A 20,442-nucleotide genomic window follows, 5' to 3' on the forward strand; every position below is an offset into this window, starting at 1 on the left:
ATCGGTACCTGAGCGCACTACCTCAATATCAACACGAAGCGCTACACCGTCCTCCGTCATCCACTTGAGCGCCTGAGCGATATATTCCTTCGCTTTTTGCGCCGTCTGAGGGGTTAAGGTTGTGCGTTTCAGCAGATGCAATCGAGAGCCAATCCGGTCATTTTGTACCGTCGGCCACGTATCACCCCACCATCCCATCGGGGTATCCGTGTCGTCATCCTGTTCAGCCCGTCGCCAGGTGAACAGCGAGATAATCACGGCACGGCTTACCCGGTCATCATGTTCAATAGGCATACCGGTCATCTTATTTCATCCCTTGAGTAGGTGTACCGGTCATGCCGCCGCTATCGCCTGAATGCGCATGGCTGTTGTACTGTTTCCTCATTGTGCTTAATGAACCGATTTTATCTTGCACCTCCGCCGCAGACGTAATCGATTTCTCCGCCTTGATTGCACCCGATGTTTCAATTAAGGCGGTATTCAGTACCACCTTGTTTTTAGCATTCAGGATGAACGTCTCTGTTGTCGCTTCGATTAACCGGCCACGCTTAAGCACGATGCTATCGCCTTCATCGCTATAAATGGCGACTTCACCTTCTTTCAGCCCCTTAAGCCGATAGCGTCGGTCTGCAACGTTAATGACAATGCCGTGTGACCGATCGCCAGCGAGAAATAGCGCAACCCCTTCCGCGCCAGAATGCGCGGTCGAGGTAAAGCCGTAAGGCTCAAGGTATTCCACACCGGCTTTTGTTTCGCCCGCTATCATTGCGATATCTACCTGCTGGCAAGCCATGGCACTATTTACCCCTCGCACGACTGCCCTTGACCATAGACGCGACAAGCTGCGCTGTAGCATGGATACAACGTTTTTCATTTAATACGTCTCCAGCTGAACAAAAGAATAAAAGCGGTCAATGCCCCAAAATGGGTGATCGGTACAGGACGAATCGCTAATCCTCGTCGTCTGGCGCTTTCAATTCCTCAAGCGCTGGAATATAGGCGGCTTCTGGCCCGACTCGCAGTTCACATAACGTACCGCCTTCATCCTGCGTATACACCACCTCGCTAATGACCAGTTCACGGTTGTTAAACCCCAGCACCGGATCAAACACAATCACCCGCTGGTTAGGTTTCCACAGACTGCCATCACCTTGCCGCCAACCTTGAACGGTATAGGTCGTTTCCTCGGTTCTGGCTGCCCGTTGCTTTGCTTCAAATTCACTCCGTGCGCGACAGCTGGCCCCAGTGGCATTACCGGATTGCTGGATATGTTGCGGACGATAGCGCGTTATCTGGCTATCCCTGGCTCTGGCGCGCAGTGCTGTCAGTGTGGCTTCGCCGTGATCTGAGTCATCACCTACCCGTTGCCCTGCGACCTGGTATTCTGAAAAACGTTCACGGATACTCTGTTCGGTATCACAGGTGAGAATATTCTCACCCCAGACAAGCGCCGTTGTTGCACGATCATTACCGACCGTGCCAATCAATAGATTGCCTTCCTCATCGTCCCAGGCGAGCGCCTGTTGGCTTCCCAGCGCTTTGTTGAGTACCTCGTGTACGGTTTCCCCATAATCCGCCTGAAAAGCCTGTAGCGGCGTTTGGGGGGCTTTCTGGTTAATCACCTTAATGCCAAAGGGTTTTGCCAGTGCTGAGGCTATCTGATGCAAGGTGTTGCCCGTAAAAAGCGTGGTATGGGCAGCACAATCGATTAAATCCGCCGTCTTGCTGCGACCACTGATACCAACATTGATACTTTTTGCGTCATAGCGTATCGGGATCGCTTCAATCCAGCCGGTCAGGACTTTATCCTGACCGATGAGGACGTCGACCAATTCACCTTTTTTAATTCTGGGCTGTAACGCTACGCTTCCTGATTCACCCGGCCATTGGCGGGTGATTTCGACATTGAAATCGCGTGAGAGTCGTTCTATCCCTGCTGAAATCTGGACGCGTGTCCAACCGCCCCATTCGCGCCCGTTGACGCGCAATATCACATGATCGCTCATCTTGCAGGAACCCTTAAGGGGTGTACCGGCACAAAACCGGGATGGTTAACGGTATTGCGGCGGGTGATATCGGTTTCCCGTGCCGCGTTGTCATACCAGTTGGCCGCCAGAACCAGCGCAGGCAGCACCGTTTCGGGTGTACGGGTGACGGTTTTTTCAACTTGTGCCAGTCGTGTGGCAATATCCCGGTTGGCATCGGTTTTCACCTGTTGCAAGGCAAGGAACAGCGTATCGTCAAGCGTTAACGCCTGTTCGTGCCCGATAGCCTGATTCAGCGTTTCCCGCACCCTGACCAACGCCTCCCACGTGACCGCCGCGAGTCCTTCAATGTGACTGCCTGCGGTATGGGAAACCGCGTGTAATGCGGGATGGGAAATATTGACCTGTAGCTGACGTTTTGCACGTTGATTAACCGGTAACATAGCGGTACGTGGTGGGGGGAGTTGTGTTAATCGCCACGTCGCCTCATGGATGGCCGTGGTACGCAACAAAGCGGCAATACGATTACTTCGCCTACGTTCAGACTGTATACTTGGCCTGTCGCTTTTCCAGACGCCGCGTGGCGCTAAATCATGCCCCAGCGTCACACCGGATAGCGTCCTGATTTGCTGTGCCAGTGTGGACGCATCCTGCGCGGTACGCCGTCCCGCCCTCCACATTTTCTGTATCGATTCAACCAGGTTTTTACCGGGTGAGCCGGGCGTCAAGATCACCGAAATATCCCCCTGTAGCAGGCGGGAAGCCGCCGTGATCCCGCTATCGATAGTGTCAAAGGCGTTGGTGATATTGCCAATCATCTCTTTGGCTCGTACCAACACATCAGCCTGTGCAAAATCGGCCAATCCTTTTAAGCCTAAATCAGCAAAAACCGCCTCAATCCGATCATTGAGCGCGGAACTGGAAGAAATCAGGGTGTGACTGGTGGCGATACCCGCAGTCGGGAAAGATAATTCACCGGCTTCGACCACGCTAAAACTGACGCGGCACATCCTCCCCTCTCGTCCGCTATGGCTCACTCTGACTTCACCGTCAATACAGACGGCTATCTCACCGTAGTAGGGGTGTACCAGCGTGCCCGGCCCCGGCGTATCGATAGCCACAATGAGCCGATCTCTGGCCTCGAAGAAATCATCACCGACCAGATACGCGCTGATAGTAAAGCGCCGCGTTGCCCTGCCTAAATCTTCCGTATACGGCTTGTCGCGATTGGGGTATTCATGCACCTGTACCCGCCGTCCGAACGTCCCTTCGTCGTCCTCTACCTGAAACGGTACGCCACGAAAAGACGCAGGACGCAGCTGCTCCTTCCAGTTCATCATCACCGCTCCTTAAAAAGAAAAACCGCCGAAGCGGTCATTGTCTGGCGAAGCGGGTATAACCCACGTCATAGTTAAACCACGAGGGTGACTTACCTTCGGTTTGCACCTGCGTGCCGGTCAGCATATTGCGAAAATCCACCGTCAGTTTCAGGTTTGCCTGCTCATCTCGACGCAAGGGGGAGTCCAATAGACCGACATTCTCCCTTTCTCGCGCTGACAGGGAGGAAGGGAGAGGGCCAGACGGGGGATTTTCGTGACTTTTTGCGGCATCAAGACCCGCCTGATATTGCTCATACCTGTCTTTGTTAAAGAACGGCGTCCAGTCAGACGCGAGGAACAGGCCCGTGTTCTTCATCCATTTTCCTGCTCCTGTTTTGCCCAGGGTACTGTCCAGTGCGCTTTCCACGGGGTCATAGAGCATGGCCCCTACTGCACCGTATAATCCTGCCTTACTTCCCAGGCCAAACAACCCCGTTGCCTTCGTTGCCTTCCCTAGCTGACGCATTTCTTTTGTGACGCTGCCAATAGAGGAAACCATATCGAGCGCCCATTTTGTCGCCACAAATGCCACAATGCCTTTCAGGATGTTTTCCCACCCCCCCAGGGCTTGTGCTACGCCGTCAATATTTCGCCAGACTTCTTTAACCATTGGACCCGTGGTTTCCCAATTATCGACGATAAGCCCACCGCCTATGACCATTAACGAGACCAGCTTACCCAGCGTCGACATTTTCATCACACTGTTAAAAAGCCTGAAAGCACGGGTGACAACCCCTACCGCTGTCGCGGTTCCCAGCAGATAAGCCCCCCACCTGGCGAAGGATTTAATCAGTTCTGGATGGGCTTTTACCCAGGTGCGAAATTGTTCAATCAACGGCTGGATTTTCTTTGTCACTTCAACAAGTGTGGGCAAAAAAATTGACCCCAGACTGACACTCGCAACGTGCATCTGATTTTTAAACAGTTGGATAGCATTTGCCGTGGTGGCCGCACGGCTGGCGTATTCCTTCTGCATCGAGCCGCCGTACTTTTGTTTGTCTGCGACCCTATCCAGATTAATTTCCAGTAATTCAAGGTTGGTCAGCAGCGGGGCAAGGGCTGAAAGTGATTCAGTGCCAAACAGTGAATTTAATAAGGAGGTTTGCTCTGCTTTAGGGACTTTTTCTATTGCCTTTAGCACCATCAGCATCGCGCCTTTTGCGTCTTTCTGCATCTGTGTCGCGAGTTTTTTGGGGCTTATTTTTAAGGCTCTTAAGGCTATTTTTTGCGAGGTTGTCGCGGATTTTCCCCTGGTTAACGCCACCATAAAGTTCTTGATGCCGGTTGCCGCCACATCTGACTCAACCCCCATCCCGGCAATGGTTGCGCCAAGTGCCGCAATTTCACCCGATGCCAGGCCCGCGACTTCACCCAATGGGCCAATGCGGGTCACAATATCGGAAATTTTAGCGGCATTGGCGGGACCGTTGTTGCCAAGGTCATTGATTTTATCGGCAAGGGAGACCACATCATTTTGCGTCAACCGAAATGCCGTCCGCCACTGTGCCATCATCTGCCCGGATTGCTCAGCCGTCTGGTCAAAGGCGATACCCATTTTTACCGCGGATTGGGCGAAGGACATCAGTTCTTCTTTCGCGATCCCCGCCTGCCCCCCCGCGGCCACAATCTGCCCAATGCCATCGGCTGCCATGGGGAGTACTGTCGACAGCTTAAGGATATCTTCTGACATCTGCCTGAATTGTTCTGGCGTATCAAAATCAACCACCTTGCGGATATCGGCCATTGTTGATTCAAAGTCTATCGCCTGTTTGATGGGACCTGCCATGGCAGTAACAACGCCAGCCCCTAATGCAGCAGCCCCCGCCAATCCCGCGCTAACCTCCTTTTTGAAGGACTTCATTTCACGCCGCATCCCCTTTAACGGGGCGGAGAGTTTATCAACGGCAGTGATGATCGCTTTTAACTCAAAACTATTCGCCACTGTGTCGTTCCTTATTGATGCGAACAGCCTCTCCCTCCAGTTCAAGAAACTGACTCAGCGGATGTCGGCGTAATTCGAAGGGGTTTATGCGCCAGAACCAGGCAACGTTGTAGAATCGTCGTCTGAGACTGCCAGGCTCTGGGCACCGGTAAAAAAACTCACGATGGTCATTGAAGCGAGAAAGACATCATGTAGCGCCATCTGTTGCGCAGAAGAGCGGGGGATCCCCGCCAGTTCAGGCAAATAAGACAGGGCGGAGCGGGTATCCAGCCGCATCTCGCCTCGCTCAGAGTAACTGAAAGGAATGCCAAACTTTTCGACCTGATCAAACGTCGGTTCCTGAATATCCAGTACTGAAATTTTTTCGTTGTGTATCTGAATAGGTTTGCTCAGTGTAATTGATTTCATTGATAAAATCCTTCATTTCCGTGAAATTCCATCTCAACCGTACCTTCGTCAGCGTTATAGGAAGATTCACCCGACAGCCACGCGCCCGACAGAACATAAACCATGCCGTTAGCCAATTCAGCGGTGAGGGTCATTTCATCGGCTGTGGTGAGTTTTTGGAGGGGAAACTGTCTCTCGACCTTAAATTCCGCCTTGATATAAGGCGCACGATGCGTTTGTTTGTAATGCACACTGCCATCAAGCCCCACCACATCCTCTCTCACGGTGAGATTCATCGGCACTTCCACACTGCCATTCAATGAGAGTTGCTGCCCATCGACCTTAAAATAGCAGGTGCCGCCTATTCTTCTTTTTCCCGTCATCACCCCACCTCACCCTGGTTATATTGCAGCCTGAATTGATTCACCAACGCAAATACCCGCAGCTGATTGATATAATCCGCCGGAAAGACCACATCAATCCGGTTGGGATCATTGGCGTTGCGCTCAACGATGAGATGTTGACGAAAAGCATCGAAATTTTCGACAATCCCTTCATTTTCCAACTGGCGATACACCGCACAGAGTTCGGCCTTAATCACGGCGGGCGTAGCAATCGCCTGACCTGCCCCGAATCGGGTACCGTCATCGGCCAGTTTGTGCCGTCCGTACTTGCTGGTTATGACGGATTTCAATCGCCGCAAAATATAAGCGCTGGTATAGAGTGTTTCACTGTCCAGATAGCTGTTATCCGCCACCCCGTAACGGTTTTTCTGGTAGGTCGTCACATCGCGCTGAAGGCGTAATACGCCGCCTTCCACATTGGTGGTGGCGATACCGTGTGAAAGCAGGGATTGCTGCTCTGTCAAGGTGAAGCGTTTGCCAGACGGTGCGGGTAACACCCCGTTTAACTCGCCCGTGTGGGTCGGTCTGGCGGGGTCATTACGCAAAAATATCGCGCACCGTGCCAGTCGTGCCGCTACCAGTTCATCAAGCGCGGTTTGTATTGCAGGTTCGTATCCAGCGATAGTGAGATGCGGATCATTAAACGAATTGCCAAAAGCGATCAGTTCGCCGACCGTCCCTTTTTTGGCAGTATAAACATGACCGTACAACGGCTGATAAGGACTCCAGCGACCGTTGGTGTCGTTCATCGCCGCGCCCATCTTTTCCAGTGAGGCAGAATCGGAGAAAGGCAAGCCAATAAAATCAAATAACAAGTCACCCATTGCGCCGATAACACTGTCCATATTCGGCGAACCAGCCCCACCACGCATTGGCGTAAGACTGATATTCAAACCAGAAGGGGTATTCTCACCGCCTGTCGGCGAATAATAGTTCAGCATCAATGGAATATCATTGCCCGTTGCCCCTCTATGCTTTGCGGTCAAGCTGATTTTTCCCGCTGAAATTGCCGCGGTGACAGGCAAATCTTCGTTGACATTGATCGCTTTACCAAGGGCGGCAGCAACGGTATTGGCGGTATCCGATTTCTTGACGGCAGATAAAATACGCTGGTTGCTGATATACAGCGTAACGACACCGGGATCGGTGGCGGTGCCACTAATGGCAATCTCGCCTGTTGCTTTCGTCCCCCTGGTTTCAGGTACAGCAGGTACCGCAATGACAAATAATTCACCTATCGCATCAATCCGACGGTAGGCTTGCACCATGCGGTCCAACTGGCTGCCCCGACCGGCTAACTGTTGCATCATTTCTGACGAGGGGATGATCATCGGTGCATTCAGGGGCATTTTTGCATTCGGTAATGCATGGCCAATGAGCAGTGCCGGGCCGCTGGCTTGCATCGTATTGGCAGCGCTGTTATCCATTTCTGTATAGACCCCAGACACACGCAGGTTCGCGTTCATGGTATTAAAGCTAATGGTCATTCCTGCGTCTCCTCTTTAGCCTTTTTTAGCTTATTTTTTGTGGGATCAATCGTCTCTTGATTGATGGCAAGAGGGGGATGGTCGGATTCACTCACTTCCTCAATATCATCGTCCTGTTTTCTTCTTATCCAAAAAAGCGTTTTTTCAACACGTAATCCTTCTTCTGGCAAATATTCACCAAAATACTCTTTGGTATCGCGCATATATTGTGGAATAGGCACTTTTCGACCGTGTTTGGGTTTAATAAAAACAATTTCTGGTTGGGCACCTATCATTTCAGGTTTATCTCCATATTCGGATTAACGCTGTTTGACGATTTATTCACGTCAATCGCCACGGTGTGTAAGTCAGGTAAATTATTCAGCTCGGCGTATTGCCGTGTGTCTTCGGCATTGATTTCGGTATCAACGACAAAATCAAACTGGTACATCAATTCATGACGATTGAGGTCCAGCAAGGTGCCGCCGTCATAGGTGACGGGATTGCCGCCAGGCTCAGGCTCCCATCCCAACAGCGCGGTGAACAGCATATGCCGCACATCATGGACGACGTCGAACGCCGCCCACTGCCCGCGCTCATCACGTCCGTTACTCAGCATGACGATGACGGAAAAGCTTTCCCTTAGATCCTGCCAGTAATCCGTCTGGCTCTTTTGCTCGCCGGGAGCGTCGTCACCCGGCACCACATAGGCGGCGGGTAAACGTAATTTCCCGGTTTCTGGCAGGCTCTTGAACTGTGCCGCCCCGCCAACCCTGTTTTCAAAGTACGGACAGTGGGTGCGTAGGGCCGCAATAATCGGTGTGAGTTTCATCGTTTTTTATATTTTCTCTGAGTACGTAGGGAGTTACGCAGTTCGCTGGCGAGGTAATAACGGGTCCAGGCGTTATTATTCTGCAATGTCTGTTCCATAAAGTTATTGCGCGGAGCAATGCGCCAACCACGCTCACCAGAGGCACCGCGATGATGACCTTTTTTGCGCGTGGCCCCCTTGCGTACGCCATAGAACAGGATCGCAGGATAGAAGGCCCCGTTTATCAACCGGTTGCCCTTGCCGTTTTTCTGGTTTGGGGCAATACGCACCATCAACCCGGCGCGCCGTTTTGACGCACGCGGCACGTAATAGCCGATAGAACGGGCCAATTTCCCAGTGCGGTATGACGGATTATCCCCCGCCGCAGACTTACCGCGCTTCATCACCAGACGGCGTGCATCACGCATATGCACCTGGCCGATCTTCACAAACGCCCGTCGCAACCTCGCGCGGTTGAAAACCAGCTCTTCCGGTTGCTGAAAATCAACGTGTAAATAGGGAGTTGCCATCGTTACCGCCTCTCAGGGGGATTGATTCATCGGTCAGTTGTTCGCACTCAAGTAGCATGTATTTCCCTGCTTCATTCAGATCACGAAAACGCTTTACGGCATAAACTTTTTCTTTGTGGACAATTTCATAATCAGAAGTCAGTCCAGAGCGAAAGCGGATCGTGAAATAATGTGTAATGACCTGATTTATCTGAACGCTCTCATACCAGGTTGTTGCGCTTACTTGCCTGACCCTGGCTTTAGTCCAAAACGTTTCTGAGTAAGAGGAGACCGTTCCCATATCAGCCGCAGGTAAATCAATGCGTTTTCGTAGAAAAACTTTGTGGCGCAGTTCGCCGGGGTCAGGGAACTGATAGAGTGCACTGGTTTGCGCTAACCGTATCGCCATCAGGAGACCTCTTCCGTTCCGCGCCAGTTCCTCACCTGAAACAGTAAGTCTTCTGCCCGTTGGTTGGTGTAGAGCTGAACTTCTGTTTGTGCGCCTCGGTGCTCGAACGCATCGCAGAGATATAACAGCATTGCCTGAACAATCTGTGAGGGGAGATCTTTAACGCCTTTCCAACGCGGCTCATCACAAAAGCGCAGGCAATAATCGAGGGATGACTGAGCCTGTCGCAGTATCAGAGCATCTCTGTCCTCATCGTCATACTCAAGATGCTGGCGTAACTCTTCTATAGGGACAACATCAGTGACCTTAATCGCCATCATTCAACAGGGCGGCGTTTACCGCCCTCTCCGGGTTGATTAGCTGCCAGCAGGGGTCGCGAAAGCGCCTTTTATCATTGCCTGTGGTCGGTAGTGTGCCAATGCCAGACGCTCTTCACATAGGATGGTGAGCATGTTTTTCACAAAGTTATCGCGATCTTCACGACTCACCTCGATAGTAGCATCCATGCGATCCCAGACCTGGGAGGCCAAATCGAACCCCCCAACGGTAAAGGTACCTTGTGCCTGTGCCCGGGTGGGCACCACAGGCAACCCCCACATGATATTGCTGGCAAAGGCTTGCGGACCGCCAAAGATATAGCGCCCATCGCCATCTTTTAGCAGCGCGATGTTGTGCCAGTCACGCGGATTGAGGATGATACCGGAAGCACTGAACTCGGACTCCGTTACCTGGAAGATCGCGTGGGCGATCATGTCAGATTTGGTGTCACCCTTGACGTTTAAGGTAGTGTCGTAAGCCGTGGCAACGGTATTAATCCCCTTGAGGTTATCCCCGGCACCATCGCCATTGAGCAGCTGAGCTTCTTCCACCAGTGCCAGACCGTACAGCAGGCGGGTGTTTACATAAGATTGCAGCATCGGCGCATCATCCATCACCTGACGTGATGCCTGAACCCAATGCGCGATGGTTTTCACGTTGGCCGTGTCTTTTTCGAAGGTGATATCTGATTCAGGTTTTTGCGCTTTTTCTTTCACTGGCCTGGCGCTATTGGTAAACAGCTTTTCGCGCACATATTCCAGCGAGTTGCTGGAAATACGCCCTTGCGCCAGCAAATCGCGGATCACCAGGCGGCGCAATCCCGGCACGACGATCCCCGACACTTGCATGGGCTGAATGAGCGCCCCCGCGGACCCTGCATCACTGCCAAGGGACTTATTGAAGGTATTGGCTTCAAAGCGGCCTTTGCTGCCATTCCAAGACTTAGTGAGCTCTTGAGCAGCGCGCTCAGAAAACGATTTTTTCTCATCTGGGGCGTCCGGCGCTGAGGAGAGTTTCTGTTCCAGGTCAAACAGGCGTTGACCAGATTGGGTCATTTCGGCCTGCACCTTGACGATGTCAGATTGCAATTGTCTGGAGATCTGGCCAGTGCTTTCGATTTCCGCTTTCTGGGCATCAAACAGTTGCTGTACTTTGGCCTGTGATGCTTCCAGAGCCTTTTGGATTTGTTCAAGTTCGGACATGGTTATTTCCTAACGTGGCTGAAAATGTATTGATGCGCGAGATAAGCGCGGTAATGTCGGTTTTGTTCTCGTCGCTTTCGGACTCGCTCCGAATGGCTGATTTGAACCGGGCAATGAGCCCCACTGCTTGTGACTTGCTGACACCGACTGAATCCCTCAGCCAGTTTTCCACGTCACGAAGGGTTTCTATCCCCTCAGCACTTTTCATGGCGGAAACCCCCGCCAGGTCATTAGCCGGAAAGGTGCATACGCTGACCTCGCGCAGGCGAGAGACGTTTTTGAAGATGCGCCCACCGCTGGCGACAAGGCTGTAGTCGTCTTTGCTGACCGAGAATCCCACGGACATTCCTTCAACCGTGCCGTGTTGCATGGCGGCTTTCAGGTCGCTTGCGCCGCTGTGACCCGGCGTGAGCTGCCCACGCACAAAGAGACCTTTTGTGTCTTCCTGTAGTGCTTCCCACTTACCCACCGGGATTTCCCAGGTGCGGTGATTGAAAAACATCGCCACCTTGCGCGTCTGCGCTTCAAGCGCGCCTTTAAAGGCACCGGGCAGGATGATGTCGCCGTCTGAGTCGGTGTTGTTAAAGACAGAGGCGTACCCTTCAAAAATGCCCTTCGAGCCATCACCGGCAAACTTGATCTCTGTCTGCTCAAAAGAAAGCGTTTTGTTAATGTCTGGCATTGCTGACCCCATAAAAAACTAAACCCCGCTTTCGCGAGGCCGTTGGTGGCTGGTTCCCAGTTCGGTGATGGGCACATATTGCGCCTGACGCATGGCAACATCGCCGCCCGGTAGGGGGGGCAGGTTATCCAGTCGGCGCATTTCGTTGATGGTACGCAACCCGGATTCCCCCATGGCCTTCATAAACGCAGCACGTGAAGTTGAATCCCCCCGCAACAGGCCATCAAGGTTATGTTCAGCATGATAAACACCCACCTGTTCCGGCTTTAACAGCCAGCGCTGGATGCTGTTTTCCCAGCGTGAAATATAGGGTTGCAGTGTGTACTGGAGGAACCCCAGATTCTGTTGCTCGATGCCAGTTCCCCAGCTGGTCGATTTTTCCACCTCCCCTACGAGGTGTGGTGGTACACCAAAGAATCGCGCCAGTTCACTGACCTGGAACTTACGAGACGCCATCGTTTCGGCATCCTGCGGACTCACACCGATATCATGAGCCTGACAGTTTGCCTCCAGTATCCACAATAGTTTTTTTACCGGACCGCCAGCGATTTCCCTGAAGTTCTGTTCCAGTTGTTTGCGCTGGTCTTTAGAAAGTACCCTCTCTCCTGTAGAGAGGATCTTGGGTGACTTAGCGCCGTTGGCGTAAAAATCACGCTGCTGATCTTCCATCGCTACGGCTACGCCAGCCGATTTACAGGCATGCGCTATGGGAGATAAGCCCACTAACCCGTTAAACCCGAAACCCTTCAGGTGAAAAATTTCTCGCTGGCTGAAAGTGGCAAATTCATGATCGCGTTGGTATCGATAAACGATACGTTTCCCTTCCAGCCGGACATCCATATTGGCCGACAGCAGCGGGATAAGGCTAACCACATCGCCAACCCCATTGCGCTCAATCAGCGCATAGGCATTACCGTAGAAACAGAGTTGCATAGTCATTGACTCGCGAAACTCCTGCGCGGTCATGTATTGATTGGGAGAATAACGCAGCAGCCTGGCCAGTGGATTATCCAACCCCACCTTGGCACGGTTATCGTTACCGTCTGTTTTCAATACATCTAATGGCAGACTCGCCGTTAAGGTCGAAATCAATGACACACAGCGCCACACGGTAGAAATTTGCAGAAGGCGTACATCATTGATCAAGGAATCGCCGAGACTGCCGGACGCAGAAACGGGGCCGGTTTGCGATCCCTGATTTGGGGTTACCAGCCTGCCGCCGACGAACCATGACGCCACCCGCGCCCACCAGCCATTGTTGGTACGCAAGTCTATCGAGTATTGGGTATCTGACATTACATGCTCAATGGTTGATATAAAAAGTCTTCAAAGTCGCCACCCCTATCGACAACTTCACCGTTTGCAGCCCCCATCGCCATCGTGAGGGCCACCATGCCATCCATGCGGCCTGTCGCCTTGGATTTATCTATCTTGCGGTTACCCGCCGCGTCTTTGATCACCGTGGCGTTGGCGGCACACATCGTCATCACGGGATGATCACCATGCCGAAGCCGGTTGTTGAGTAACACAGTTTCCAATGTGTCGATGGCGGGAGCCATATCCCGATACCCCTGACCGAATTCCACCAGGGGAAGCGTTAACCCGATGCGGTCTACTTCTTTTTTGAAAACATCGATACGCCAGCGGTCAAAGGCGATAGCTTTTACATCAAAATCACTGAGTAACTCTGCGATTTTTAGCACCACAAAATCATATTCCACTGAGGTAGTCGGCGTCGTTTCGAGGTAACCTTGCCTGGCCCAAACATCATAAGGGGCGCGATCTCGCCTGGCCCGGTCGAGCAAGGTCTTACCCGGTGTCCAGAAGAACGGGAATACCAGCCAGTCGCGCTCTTTATCCTGTCCCACAATCACCAGCGCGGTAAGGTCGTTCTTTTCTGACAGGTCGAGCCCCGCGTAGCACTCCCCAACAATCATGCCCGGACGAATGTCCTTCAGAATACTGGCTTCCCAAACATTACGGGAGACGAACGGTGACACAGTGGATACGCGCTGATTTAGATTGAGATTACGAAAGGTATTTTCACTGCTGGGCATCCTCGTCGCCTCTTCTGCCCGGCGCTCCATCTCGTCCAGTGAACGAAAGGTTCCCAACGCCGGATTAGCGGCACGCCATGCAGCCCGATCCATAATGTCGGCGTCTTTTTCGGCAGTATGCACATGGCAAACAATATGTGGATCGCCAGAAGTTGCCGCGTCATCAATCCACACGCTCAACAGGTCGGCGTCGTTGGCCGCCTGGGTACTGATAGCAATCAGCAAAGGTGTCTCATGCGCCCCTTGTGAGGTAACAATGGCGTCAACAAAATCACTGCGCGGACCTACTACCTGCCCCACTTCATCCAGAATGGCCAGCACTGGAGAAAGACCGTGTGCGGTTTTACCCTCGGCGGCCAGCGCCTTGTACTCAACATTACAAGGGGTACCAATCAGCCGCTTACCGCTGGGAATGATATGCACAATGTCCTGTAGCGCGGGGTTAAGATTAATCATTTTGACCGACAGGCTAAAGACCAGCGCAGCCTGCTCTCGGCTCATCGCCCCACTGACGATCTGAGAGTTTTGCACCGCTTCTGGGCCAACCAGGTGAGCAAGAAGTATTCCAGCAATTAACCCGGTTTTCCCGTTCTTTCGGGCGATGCTTAAAATTGCCCTGCTGGTGCCCACCGGGTTGTCATAGACATCAAGCAGAAAGTCTTTCTGGAAGCCATCAAGCTTCATCGGCTGTCCGATAAACTTGCCTTCCGGCACAATGCAATAGCGCTCAATGAACGCTATCACGCGCTCACCTCGCGTCATGAATGCCCCTTAATGTTTTGGAAACGCGATCAGATTATCGTCTTCGCGTTGATGACCACTGACCGTGCTTCTGGCGTTCCTGTCATTCCTGTTTTTGTTACGCTGGTCGCGGCTTTCACCGTTGGTAGCGTGGGAATGGATTTGCAGATCTCGTCGCTGTGCCAAAATCGCGCGCTGTAATTCTACGATTTGTTTGCGCAATTCTTTAATTTCAACCATGTTTCTCGCCTCACCGCGCACGCGCTCTTCGTTACGTAAATCACGCCGTAACATGGTGATATAGTGTTGATTATTTGCCAGCTCAACAGCGGCTAACAGGTCAGCGGGTGTCCAGCTATCCAATGCTTTGGATCGAATATTGTCATGCCAAAAAGGCTCGGCTTTTTTTTCCAAACCCGCGTGCGCCGGGGGCTGAAGGGTGTCCCCGGTCGCATTTTTCATGGCCTGGATCGCCGCCGTCGCACTGTCAGAGCGGTTTCGTTTTTCTGCCATTTGAGAGCACCTTGAAAACTAAAAAAATCGGGTTAGCGTTAAAGTTGAGGAGGGCGGGCGGTCAGGAACAGCAAGCGCCCTGAACTTTTCCCCCGCCCCCCTATGGGGTTAGCTGTGTTTGAACCAGTCTGAATTGGGATCGAGAGGCATACCATTCTCATCGCAGCCGATGACCTTGTCCCGCTTTTCCATTCTTTGTTTAGTCGATGAGTGATGCGGGACGCACAGTCCCTGCCAGTTCTCTTTATTCCAGAATAATGTTTGTGCCTTTGCTATCGCCGCCTTGTCGCCAGACTTCAACGCCTCTTTAAGTTTGTGCGGAATGATGTGGTCAACAACGACAGCGGGTGTTATCCGTCCCTGCTCGTGGCACATACGGCATAACGGATGAGCGCGCAAAAATGAAACACGCGCTTTGTCCCACCTGCTGTTGTAGATGTGGGGTCCTTTCAAGACTCATCCCCCTCTTTAGTTCCAGTTAGACTGACATAAGCGATAACCCCGCCTTGGTGTGCGGAGAAACGCGGTATATCCCGTTATTGATCCCCTCTGTGCGCTAACTGCAAGGAGAAGTCAGGTCTTGGCTAACACAGCAGGACAGCGACGGGAGTGACGCTACTGAATGAAATATCGAACACTCTCGGGAGAATGCCCTGGATTTCGTCATTTCTTTTTGGGCTGGTATTTCATCGCCCATGCCTTTGCTATGCGAAAGCAATCGTCAAACATCTTCCCCTTCCCTGATGCTGAGCCTGAACGGCGGTAGTGATCTAGCGCCCTGTCTGCCCCCTTCAGGGCGACCGATGGCGCATAGCCCTGCTTCATCAGTTCAGCGACCACATGCTTTTCAATGAATGCTGTGTAGTCTTTCATGCGAAAACACTCACACCGAACATACTATAATTCATTGTTTTCATTACGGGTCCTCACGTTGGCTAGCATTGCCGCTGAATTAGCAGACTCATTGACAATGCTTTTGTGTCACTCACCACCAGTTAAAACGTCAGCAGCAATTGCGCTTCTTCAATCAGCACGTTGATTTTCTTCGCATGTGCCGCCTTAATGCCTTTCCACTCGTTCAATCCCGTGCCAAACACGCTGGCAACGGCTTTGTCCGTTTTTAAGTCGGCGCAAGCGGCATTGAGTTCCTGCATGACGCTGCGCTTGCGGGGATTGGTAACCTGACCTTTTGTCCAGTATTCATAGAGCACGTCATCGCACTCCTCCTGATACTGAACCACTTTGTCGCGACTTTCTGGCTTAACTTTATTCGGCTGGATACTGGCCAGCCAGGCAGCCAATTTGCGGAGTTGTAGACAAAGCATTTTTTGTGGGCCACCTTGGGTAGGGATCATGATTTCCATGACCCCCTTGGCAAAGCGAGATTTCAACTTACCCGCCTGACCCTGGTATGCCAACCCCATACCCTCAATGATTGGGCGCATCGGGGTATAGGGTTCATCGTTACAGTTAACGACATACAGGGCATTTCCATGAAACGGAACGGTGATTGTTTGCATAGTGCTTATCCTTACTTAGGTAATGAACCTTTGGCGCATAGGAAATCAGCCCGTCGAAGGCAGCACTAGCCAGCTGCTTCCTCAAAGGCTCATTCCTAAACAAGATCCGACGTGTGATGGGTGCATGCACTGCACCGATGAAAAGGCCCGGATTAACCGGGCCTCAAGGTTTCTCTTTCGCTTTTTGTCATACTAAGCCGCCAGTCGGTGTTGTTCTTCAATCAGCGGTTGGCGATGGTTTTTGTTAAATATTCCCATCAGCGTGGCTTTGCGTTGCTCGAAGTCCCATCCCATGCCAATGAATACCGTATTCGCGCGTTGCAGTTCGGTAATGCAGTGGATCTGCTCTGGCGTCAGATAGTCACGGAGAGATCCTTTCTTACCTATTTCATGGTGGACTCGAAATTTTGCGGATGTCATACCCAGTGCAATGCGGTTAATCAGGTCAGCTTCGTTGCTGAAGTGATGAGGGGCAATGTTTTTCCCCTGTGCCTCACGCTCGTGCTTGATGGCATCGGTCAATGGGCGGTACTCAAGCCGGGCCATATCACGATACGAAATACGTATCTGCTCTTTGGCAACGGCTGCATCAAACGTGCGTATAACATGAAGGTGGAATTTGGGGCTAATCCACATAGCATAGGCGTAAACTAATTCTTTACACACGTAAGTCCCACCGTTTCGCCCCTCAATAGTGAAAAAGGCTAAACTACGGAGTTTTCCCGTAGTTTCATTTTCTATCTCTCTTATCAACCCCTTAGTATCTGGTCGGCGCATGAATTCATGTATTTCAAATGTTCTTTCTGAGCGCTTTTGCCCCTCTGATTTTTTAGCCGCTTTCTGTAAATCATTCAGACGAAAATAACCTGATTGATCAGTTTTGATCACAACGCCGCTTATGATTATCGATAATTTATTCATAGCGTTTACCTTTTCTATGAAATGAACCTTTGCCGAAATAGAACGTCAGCCCACCGAAGGCTCGCCAGCACAAACTGACGCCCTCAAAGGCTCATTCCATAGGTTCAGGTTCGGTGTTTTTAGATGCGCTTTCGGTGCGCGGGGATATTGCAAGACACAAAAAAAGCCCGGATTCACCGAGCCTCATTGTTTGGTTTCACAGCCTTGCCACTTCTTCACAGAGTTGCACAGCTACCTGGCAGGTAAATTCTTCCGGGATCCTTCGATTTCCCGAATGCTTCGCTTGTCGGCGTTACACTTCTCAATAACGGTCAGCAATTCTTCATTCAGCGCTACGCTCTGGCCGTATGTCATTTGATGAGCGATTTCAGGCGCTGGGCAGTCCTGTAGAAGTTCAGCGGGGATCGGTACGACGGGTGCCGTTACGTATTCTGTCCGCGTGCTCTCGCAGCTTGTTAACGACATTATCAGGAACAGGCCGACTAGCACACTCATCAGTCGATAATTTTTCACGGATGTAAACCCCGGTATTTTCCGACCGCTGCTGTATCTGCTGTTTTTCATCGTGATTGGCCTGTGTGATGGCGGTGAAGATGCGCATCGACTGGATCACATTTCCAGCGATGGTTTCGGCCTGCTTTTGTTGCCGCTCTGCTGCTTCGAGGTCTTTCGCTTTATCACTGTATGCGTCGTGGTAGTAGTAGACGCCAAATGACAGTGTAGCCAGCAGAGCAACGAGAGCGGCGTAGAAATATAGCCTCATGCGCCGAGCCCCCAGCACGATAATTCCGCCTCCTGGTCACGCCGCGCTATCTGCCCGTAACAGTTATTGGCGCGGATACGGCAATCTTTGCCTCCGTCCCAAATCCAGCGCTTAATCTCTTTGCAGGCACCAATGAGATCGCCGGCATTCAATTTGCGGTAGAACGTTGAGGTGAAGCAGTTACCGGGACCGATATTCCACGGACAAAATGAGGCAATGCCGACTTTCTGAGTCTCAGTGAGCGGCACTTTAACGTTGCGATCCACCCAATCGAGCGCCTTTTGCTGTTCTGCGGCATCAATCTTTGCACACTGCCCGGCGGTCAGCTTCATGCCCTTCACTACCGGCTTGCCATCTACCCGTGTCACGCCACCGCAAATCGTCCAGATGCCGCCGCCGTCAGGATAAGCGTTTATACGCATCCCCTCTTTTTCAGTCTGGAATTGCGCCATCATCACGGGAGCAGTCACGCCAGCAGCGATGAGCGCCAGCATTGCCGCACTGAGTTTGCTTGCTTTTGACATTACGCCCCGCCTTTTTCCCTCAGCTGATACTCCTTCCTGCGGTAGTACCAGTTGATAGCAAAAGTGCCGATTGTGCAGACCATACCGACAATAATAGCCCAGTCACCGAGCGTTAACCCGGCCATTTTGTCTGCAAGCAACCATACGCTCTCTGTAGTTGATGCGGCGTAGGCTCTGGCAGACGCGCCAAGGCCCATTAAGCCCGTCCCGCTTCCGTATGAAAGCCTGCTGTAGAGAGTGCTCATTCGTGTCATACCCTCACCTCCCGGCAGGGATGGCGCTGTGTGTTATTGAAAGGGAAATAAAAAAGGCCGCGCCGGAGCGTAGCCTTTATAAAAGATTGGTACACGGTTAATATTTAATTCTTAAAAAAGAAATCATATATTATTTTATAATTAGTAAATTTGCCTATAGATTATAGGCTTATAAAATGTTTTTTCAATTTTTGTTTATAATACTTTTAATGGCATTTAGATGATTATCCATAACACTACTTATAGCTGGTGCATAGCCGTTTTCTATATATTTTCGATATGCATCTAAAGGTTCTGACGATACGTCTCCCAGCGTTATGGTTACCATCTTCCTTTCTTTAGATGAGTCAGCTGTACAAGTTGTTGATGTACCTGTGCATGGTACCGAGGTATAGTTGCGAACTTGAAATACTTGGACAAGCTTACAACGCATTGACTTTAGTGTACTTTTAACTGATTGTCCAAACGGCAGTTTGATTTTGAAATTGTCCGGCATGTTAATGATACTTCTGAGCCTCTCGGTCAGATTAGTAAACGTTGACGTTGAAGAACCACAAGGCGAAGCATCTTTGAAAGATATGTGAGAGGAAGCTGTCGATTGAATACTTTCCATAATTAAACCCATAAATAAAACCGCGGGACCATACCTTACTATTCGACGCTTTCTCTTCTCAATACGTAAAAAGCCCCAATCAAAGTTGAGGCTTCACGTCCTGCGCGCTCTTGCCGCAGTATGGGTAAATTATATGTAGCTCAGCTGCTCACGTCAAGCATTTAACTGATCGTTTGATCAGTTATTTAGCCTTGTGCCGTCAATGCCGCTGTAGAAAGTGCTCGATATCCGCTTGCTGCCATCGTGCCAAGGTATTCGTCAGCAACAGATTGTGTGATTGATTAGTTTCATCCAGCAGCTGCTTCATTTCTGATACTACTGCCTCCGCATCCTCACGATTTTTGAGAACTCGCCGGACAGCTTGCTTTTCAGCGTCGTACATGACCTCTTTCAGCGCATTGGTGAAACTGTAAATACGTTGGCACTCTTCCGCGAGTATCGGAATATGACTGACGCCAAAATGCTGTGGAGAAGAGACGCCCGCCGCATAGCGTAGTGCGTGCCAGATGGCATTGCTCCATGAGCGCTCGAATCGGAAGCCATTAGATATGCCCCAGATAAGCCTAGCAAGATGAGATGTATCGTCGGCGGTGAGTGGCTCTCGTGCTTCGGGCTTATGAGTAGGGTGTTCATACTTGCCGGTTTTACGGATAGTTGGCAACACCTCACTAGTCACCCATTTTTTGAATTTCCTAGCTTCAGCTTTACGACTCGTGAGTATTAACGAATATAACCCTGACCCATTTATTGTGCTTAGTTTTTGCTCTCCGCCAGGGGTATTCATACTATGAATATCCTTTTCATCCTCATCTAGGCGGCTCAAAGCACGCGCAGTATTAACGATGGAAAGGGCGTCGCAAACATCAGAAGCAACGAACCAAGGCTGGTCATCAATGATTATGATGCGAATTTTGTAAGAATCTTGGAATGTTAAATCGAAATGACTTGGCATAAAGCCTCCTTACTAGTTTAGTTTCGATTACCAGTTAGTAGCTGGTAGCCGGGCGTCAACTGAGTCTAGTAAGCAACTCTGGGCATATTC

Annotated in this window: 27 protein-coding genes; all 27 read right to left on the reverse strand. The window is 51.2% G+C overall.

All coding sequences use genetic code 11. The features are described 5' to 3' along the window. Positions 1-294: phage GP46 family protein (locus ACD630_RS00005; protein WP_430357676.1), on the reverse strand; the 294-nt coding region annotated here is incomplete at its 3' end. 10 nt (positions 295-304) lie between these two features. Next, entirely contained in the window at positions 305-874 is a 570-nt protein-coding gene (locus tag ACD630_RS00010) for a phage baseplate assembly protein V (protein WP_430357677.1), read from the reverse strand. 76 nt (positions 875-950) lie between these two features. Then, complete coding sequence (locus ACD630_RS00015; RefSeq protein WP_430357678.1) at positions 951-2,006, reverse strand: phage baseplate assembly protein; 1,056 nt, start codon at positions 2,004-2,006, stop codon at positions 951-953. Further along, a complete protein-coding gene (locus tag ACD630_RS00020) occupies positions 2,003-3,325 on the reverse strand; it encodes a DNA circularization protein (RefSeq protein WP_430357679.1) in 1,323 nt (440 codons plus the stop codon). The genes ACD630_RS00015 and ACD630_RS00020 overlap by 4 nt, the downstream gene beginning before the upstream one ends. Before the next feature lie 34 nt (positions 3,326-3,359). Next, positions 3,360-5,306 carry a phage tail tape measure protein gene (locus tag ACD630_RS00025; protein ID WP_430357680.1) on the reverse strand — a complete coding sequence of 649 codons (1,947 nt, stop codon included), beginning with the start codon at positions 5,304-5,306 and terminating at the stop codon, positions 3,360-3,362. An 84-nt stretch (positions 5,307-5,390) separates the two neighbouring features. After that, complete coding sequence (locus ACD630_RS00030) at positions 5,391-5,714, reverse strand: phage tail assembly protein (RefSeq protein ID WP_430357681.1); 324 nt, start codon at positions 5,712-5,714, stop codon at positions 5,391-5,393. Next, positions 5,711-6,076, reverse strand: coding sequence for a phage tail tube protein (locus ACD630_RS00035; RefSeq protein WP_430357682.1), 366 nt, complete (start codon positions 6,074-6,076; stop codon positions 5,711-5,713). Before ACD630_RS00035 ends, ACD630_RS00030 begins: the two co-directional genes overlap by 4 nt. Then, positions 6,076-7,584 (reverse strand): phage tail sheath subtilisin-like domain-containing protein, encoded by a 1,509-nt coding sequence (locus tag ACD630_RS00040; RefSeq protein ID WP_430357684.1) that lies wholly within the window; start codon positions 7,582-7,584, stop codon positions 6,076-6,078. Before ACD630_RS00040 ends, ACD630_RS00035 begins: the two co-directional genes overlap by 1 nt. Then, entirely contained in the window at positions 7,581-7,859 is a 279-nt protein-coding gene (locus ACD630_RS00045) for a DUF2635 domain-containing protein (protein WP_430357685.1), read from the reverse strand. The genes ACD630_RS00040 and ACD630_RS00045 overlap by 4 nt, the downstream gene beginning before the upstream one ends. After that, positions 7,856-8,395 carry a phage tail terminator protein gene (locus ACD630_RS00050; protein ID WP_430357686.1) on the reverse strand — a complete coding sequence of 180 codons (540 nt, stop codon included), beginning with the start codon at positions 8,393-8,395 and terminating at the stop codon, positions 7,856-7,858. Before ACD630_RS00050 ends, ACD630_RS00045 begins: the two co-directional genes overlap by 4 nt. Continuing rightward, entirely contained in the window at positions 8,392-8,904 is a 513-nt protein-coding gene (locus ACD630_RS00055) for a hypothetical protein (RefSeq protein ID WP_430357687.1), read from the reverse strand. The genes ACD630_RS00050 and ACD630_RS00055 overlap by 4 nt, the downstream gene beginning before the upstream one ends. After that, positions 8,879-9,292, reverse strand: coding sequence for a phage head closure protein (locus tag ACD630_RS00060; RefSeq protein WP_430357688.1), 414 nt, complete (start codon positions 9,290-9,292; stop codon positions 8,879-8,881). Before ACD630_RS00060 ends, ACD630_RS00055 begins: the two co-directional genes overlap by 26 nt. After that, a complete protein-coding gene (locus tag ACD630_RS00065; protein ID WP_430357689.1) occupies positions 9,292-9,612 on the reverse strand; it encodes a head-tail connector protein in 321 nt (106 codons plus the stop codon). Before ACD630_RS00065 ends, ACD630_RS00060 begins: the two co-directional genes overlap by 1 nt. 36 nt (positions 9,613-9,648) lie before the next feature. Beyond that, a complete protein-coding gene (locus ACD630_RS00070) occupies positions 9,649-10,812 on the reverse strand; it encodes a phage major capsid protein (RefSeq protein WP_430357690.1) in 1,164 nt (387 codons plus the stop codon). After that, on the reverse strand, positions 10,799-11,494 hold the full coding sequence (locus tag ACD630_RS00075) for an HK97 family phage prohead protease (protein WP_430357691.1): 696 nt from the start codon (positions 11,492-11,494) through the stop codon (positions 10,799-10,801). Before ACD630_RS00075 ends, ACD630_RS00070 begins: the two co-directional genes overlap by 14 nt. An 18-nt stretch (positions 11,495-11,512) precedes the next feature. Then, positions 11,513-12,790, reverse strand: coding sequence for a phage portal protein (locus tag ACD630_RS00080; RefSeq protein ID WP_430357692.1), 1,278 nt, complete (start codon positions 12,788-12,790; stop codon positions 11,513-11,515). Then, positions 12,790-14,313 carry a terminase large subunit gene (locus ACD630_RS00085; protein WP_430357693.1) on the reverse strand — a complete coding sequence of 508 codons (1,524 nt, stop codon included), beginning with the start codon at positions 14,311-14,313 and terminating at the stop codon, positions 12,790-12,792. Before ACD630_RS00085 ends, ACD630_RS00080 begins: the two co-directional genes overlap by 1 nt. A 9-nt stretch (positions 14,314-14,322) precedes the next feature. After that, positions 14,323-14,805: a terminase gene (locus ACD630_RS00090; protein WP_430357694.1), complete on the reverse strand. Its 483-nt coding sequence runs from the start codon at positions 14,803-14,805 to the stop codon at positions 14,323-14,325. 108 nt (positions 14,806-14,913) lie between these two features. After that, positions 14,914-15,258 carry an HNH endonuclease gene (locus ACD630_RS00095; RefSeq protein WP_430357695.1) on the reverse strand — a complete coding sequence of 115 codons (345 nt, stop codon included), beginning with the start codon at positions 15,256-15,258 and terminating at the stop codon, positions 14,914-14,916. A 210-nt stretch (positions 15,259-15,468) separates the two neighbouring features. After that, positions 15,469-15,678 (reverse strand): hypothetical protein, encoded by a 210-nt coding sequence (locus ACD630_RS00100; RefSeq protein WP_430357696.1) that lies wholly within the window; start codon positions 15,676-15,678, stop codon positions 15,469-15,471. Positions 15,679-15,800: 122 nt separating this feature from the next. Next, positions 15,801-16,325, reverse strand: a complete 525-nt coding sequence (locus ACD630_RS00105; RefSeq protein ID WP_430357697.1) for a phage antirepressor N-terminal domain-containing protein — start codon at positions 16,323-16,325, stop codon at positions 15,801-15,803. Between the two features lie 192 nt (positions 16,326-16,517). After that, on the reverse strand, positions 16,518-17,246 hold the full coding sequence (locus ACD630_RS00110) for a KilA-N domain-containing protein (RefSeq protein WP_430357698.1): 729 nt from the start codon (positions 17,244-17,246) through the stop codon (positions 16,518-16,520). 231 nt (positions 17,247-17,477) lie between these two features. Beyond that, entirely contained in the window at positions 17,478-17,741 is a 264-nt protein-coding gene (lysC, locus tag ACD630_RS00115; RefSeq protein WP_430359818.1) for an Rz1-like lysis system protein LysC, read from the reverse strand. Then, positions 17,641-18,009 (reverse strand): hypothetical protein, encoded by a 369-nt coding sequence (locus ACD630_RS00120; RefSeq protein WP_430360123.1) that lies wholly within the window; start codon positions 18,007-18,009, stop codon positions 17,641-17,643. The genes lysC and ACD630_RS00120 overlap by 101 nt, the downstream gene beginning before the upstream one ends. Next, positions 18,006-18,533, reverse strand: coding sequence for a lysozyme (locus tag ACD630_RS00125; RefSeq protein ID WP_430357699.1), 528 nt, complete (start codon positions 18,531-18,533; stop codon positions 18,006-18,008). Before ACD630_RS00125 ends, ACD630_RS00120 begins: the two co-directional genes overlap by 4 nt. Beyond that, entirely contained in the window at positions 18,533-18,787 is a 255-nt protein-coding gene (locus tag ACD630_RS00130; protein WP_430357700.1) for a phage holin, read from the reverse strand. The genes ACD630_RS00125 and ACD630_RS00130 overlap by 1 nt, the downstream gene beginning before the upstream one ends. 812 nt (positions 18,788-19,599) lie before the next feature. Further along, positions 19,600-20,352: a BRO-N domain-containing protein gene (locus ACD630_RS00135; protein WP_430357701.1), complete on the reverse strand. Its 753-nt coding sequence runs from the start codon at positions 20,350-20,352 to the stop codon at positions 19,600-19,602. Between the last annotated feature and the right edge of the window lie 90 nt (positions 20,353-20,442).

The sequence above is a fragment of the Symbiopectobacterium sp. RP genome, from assembly GCF_050472005.1.
Lineage (GTDB): Bacteria > Pseudomonadota > Gammaproteobacteria > Enterobacterales > Enterobacteriaceae > Symbiopectobacterium.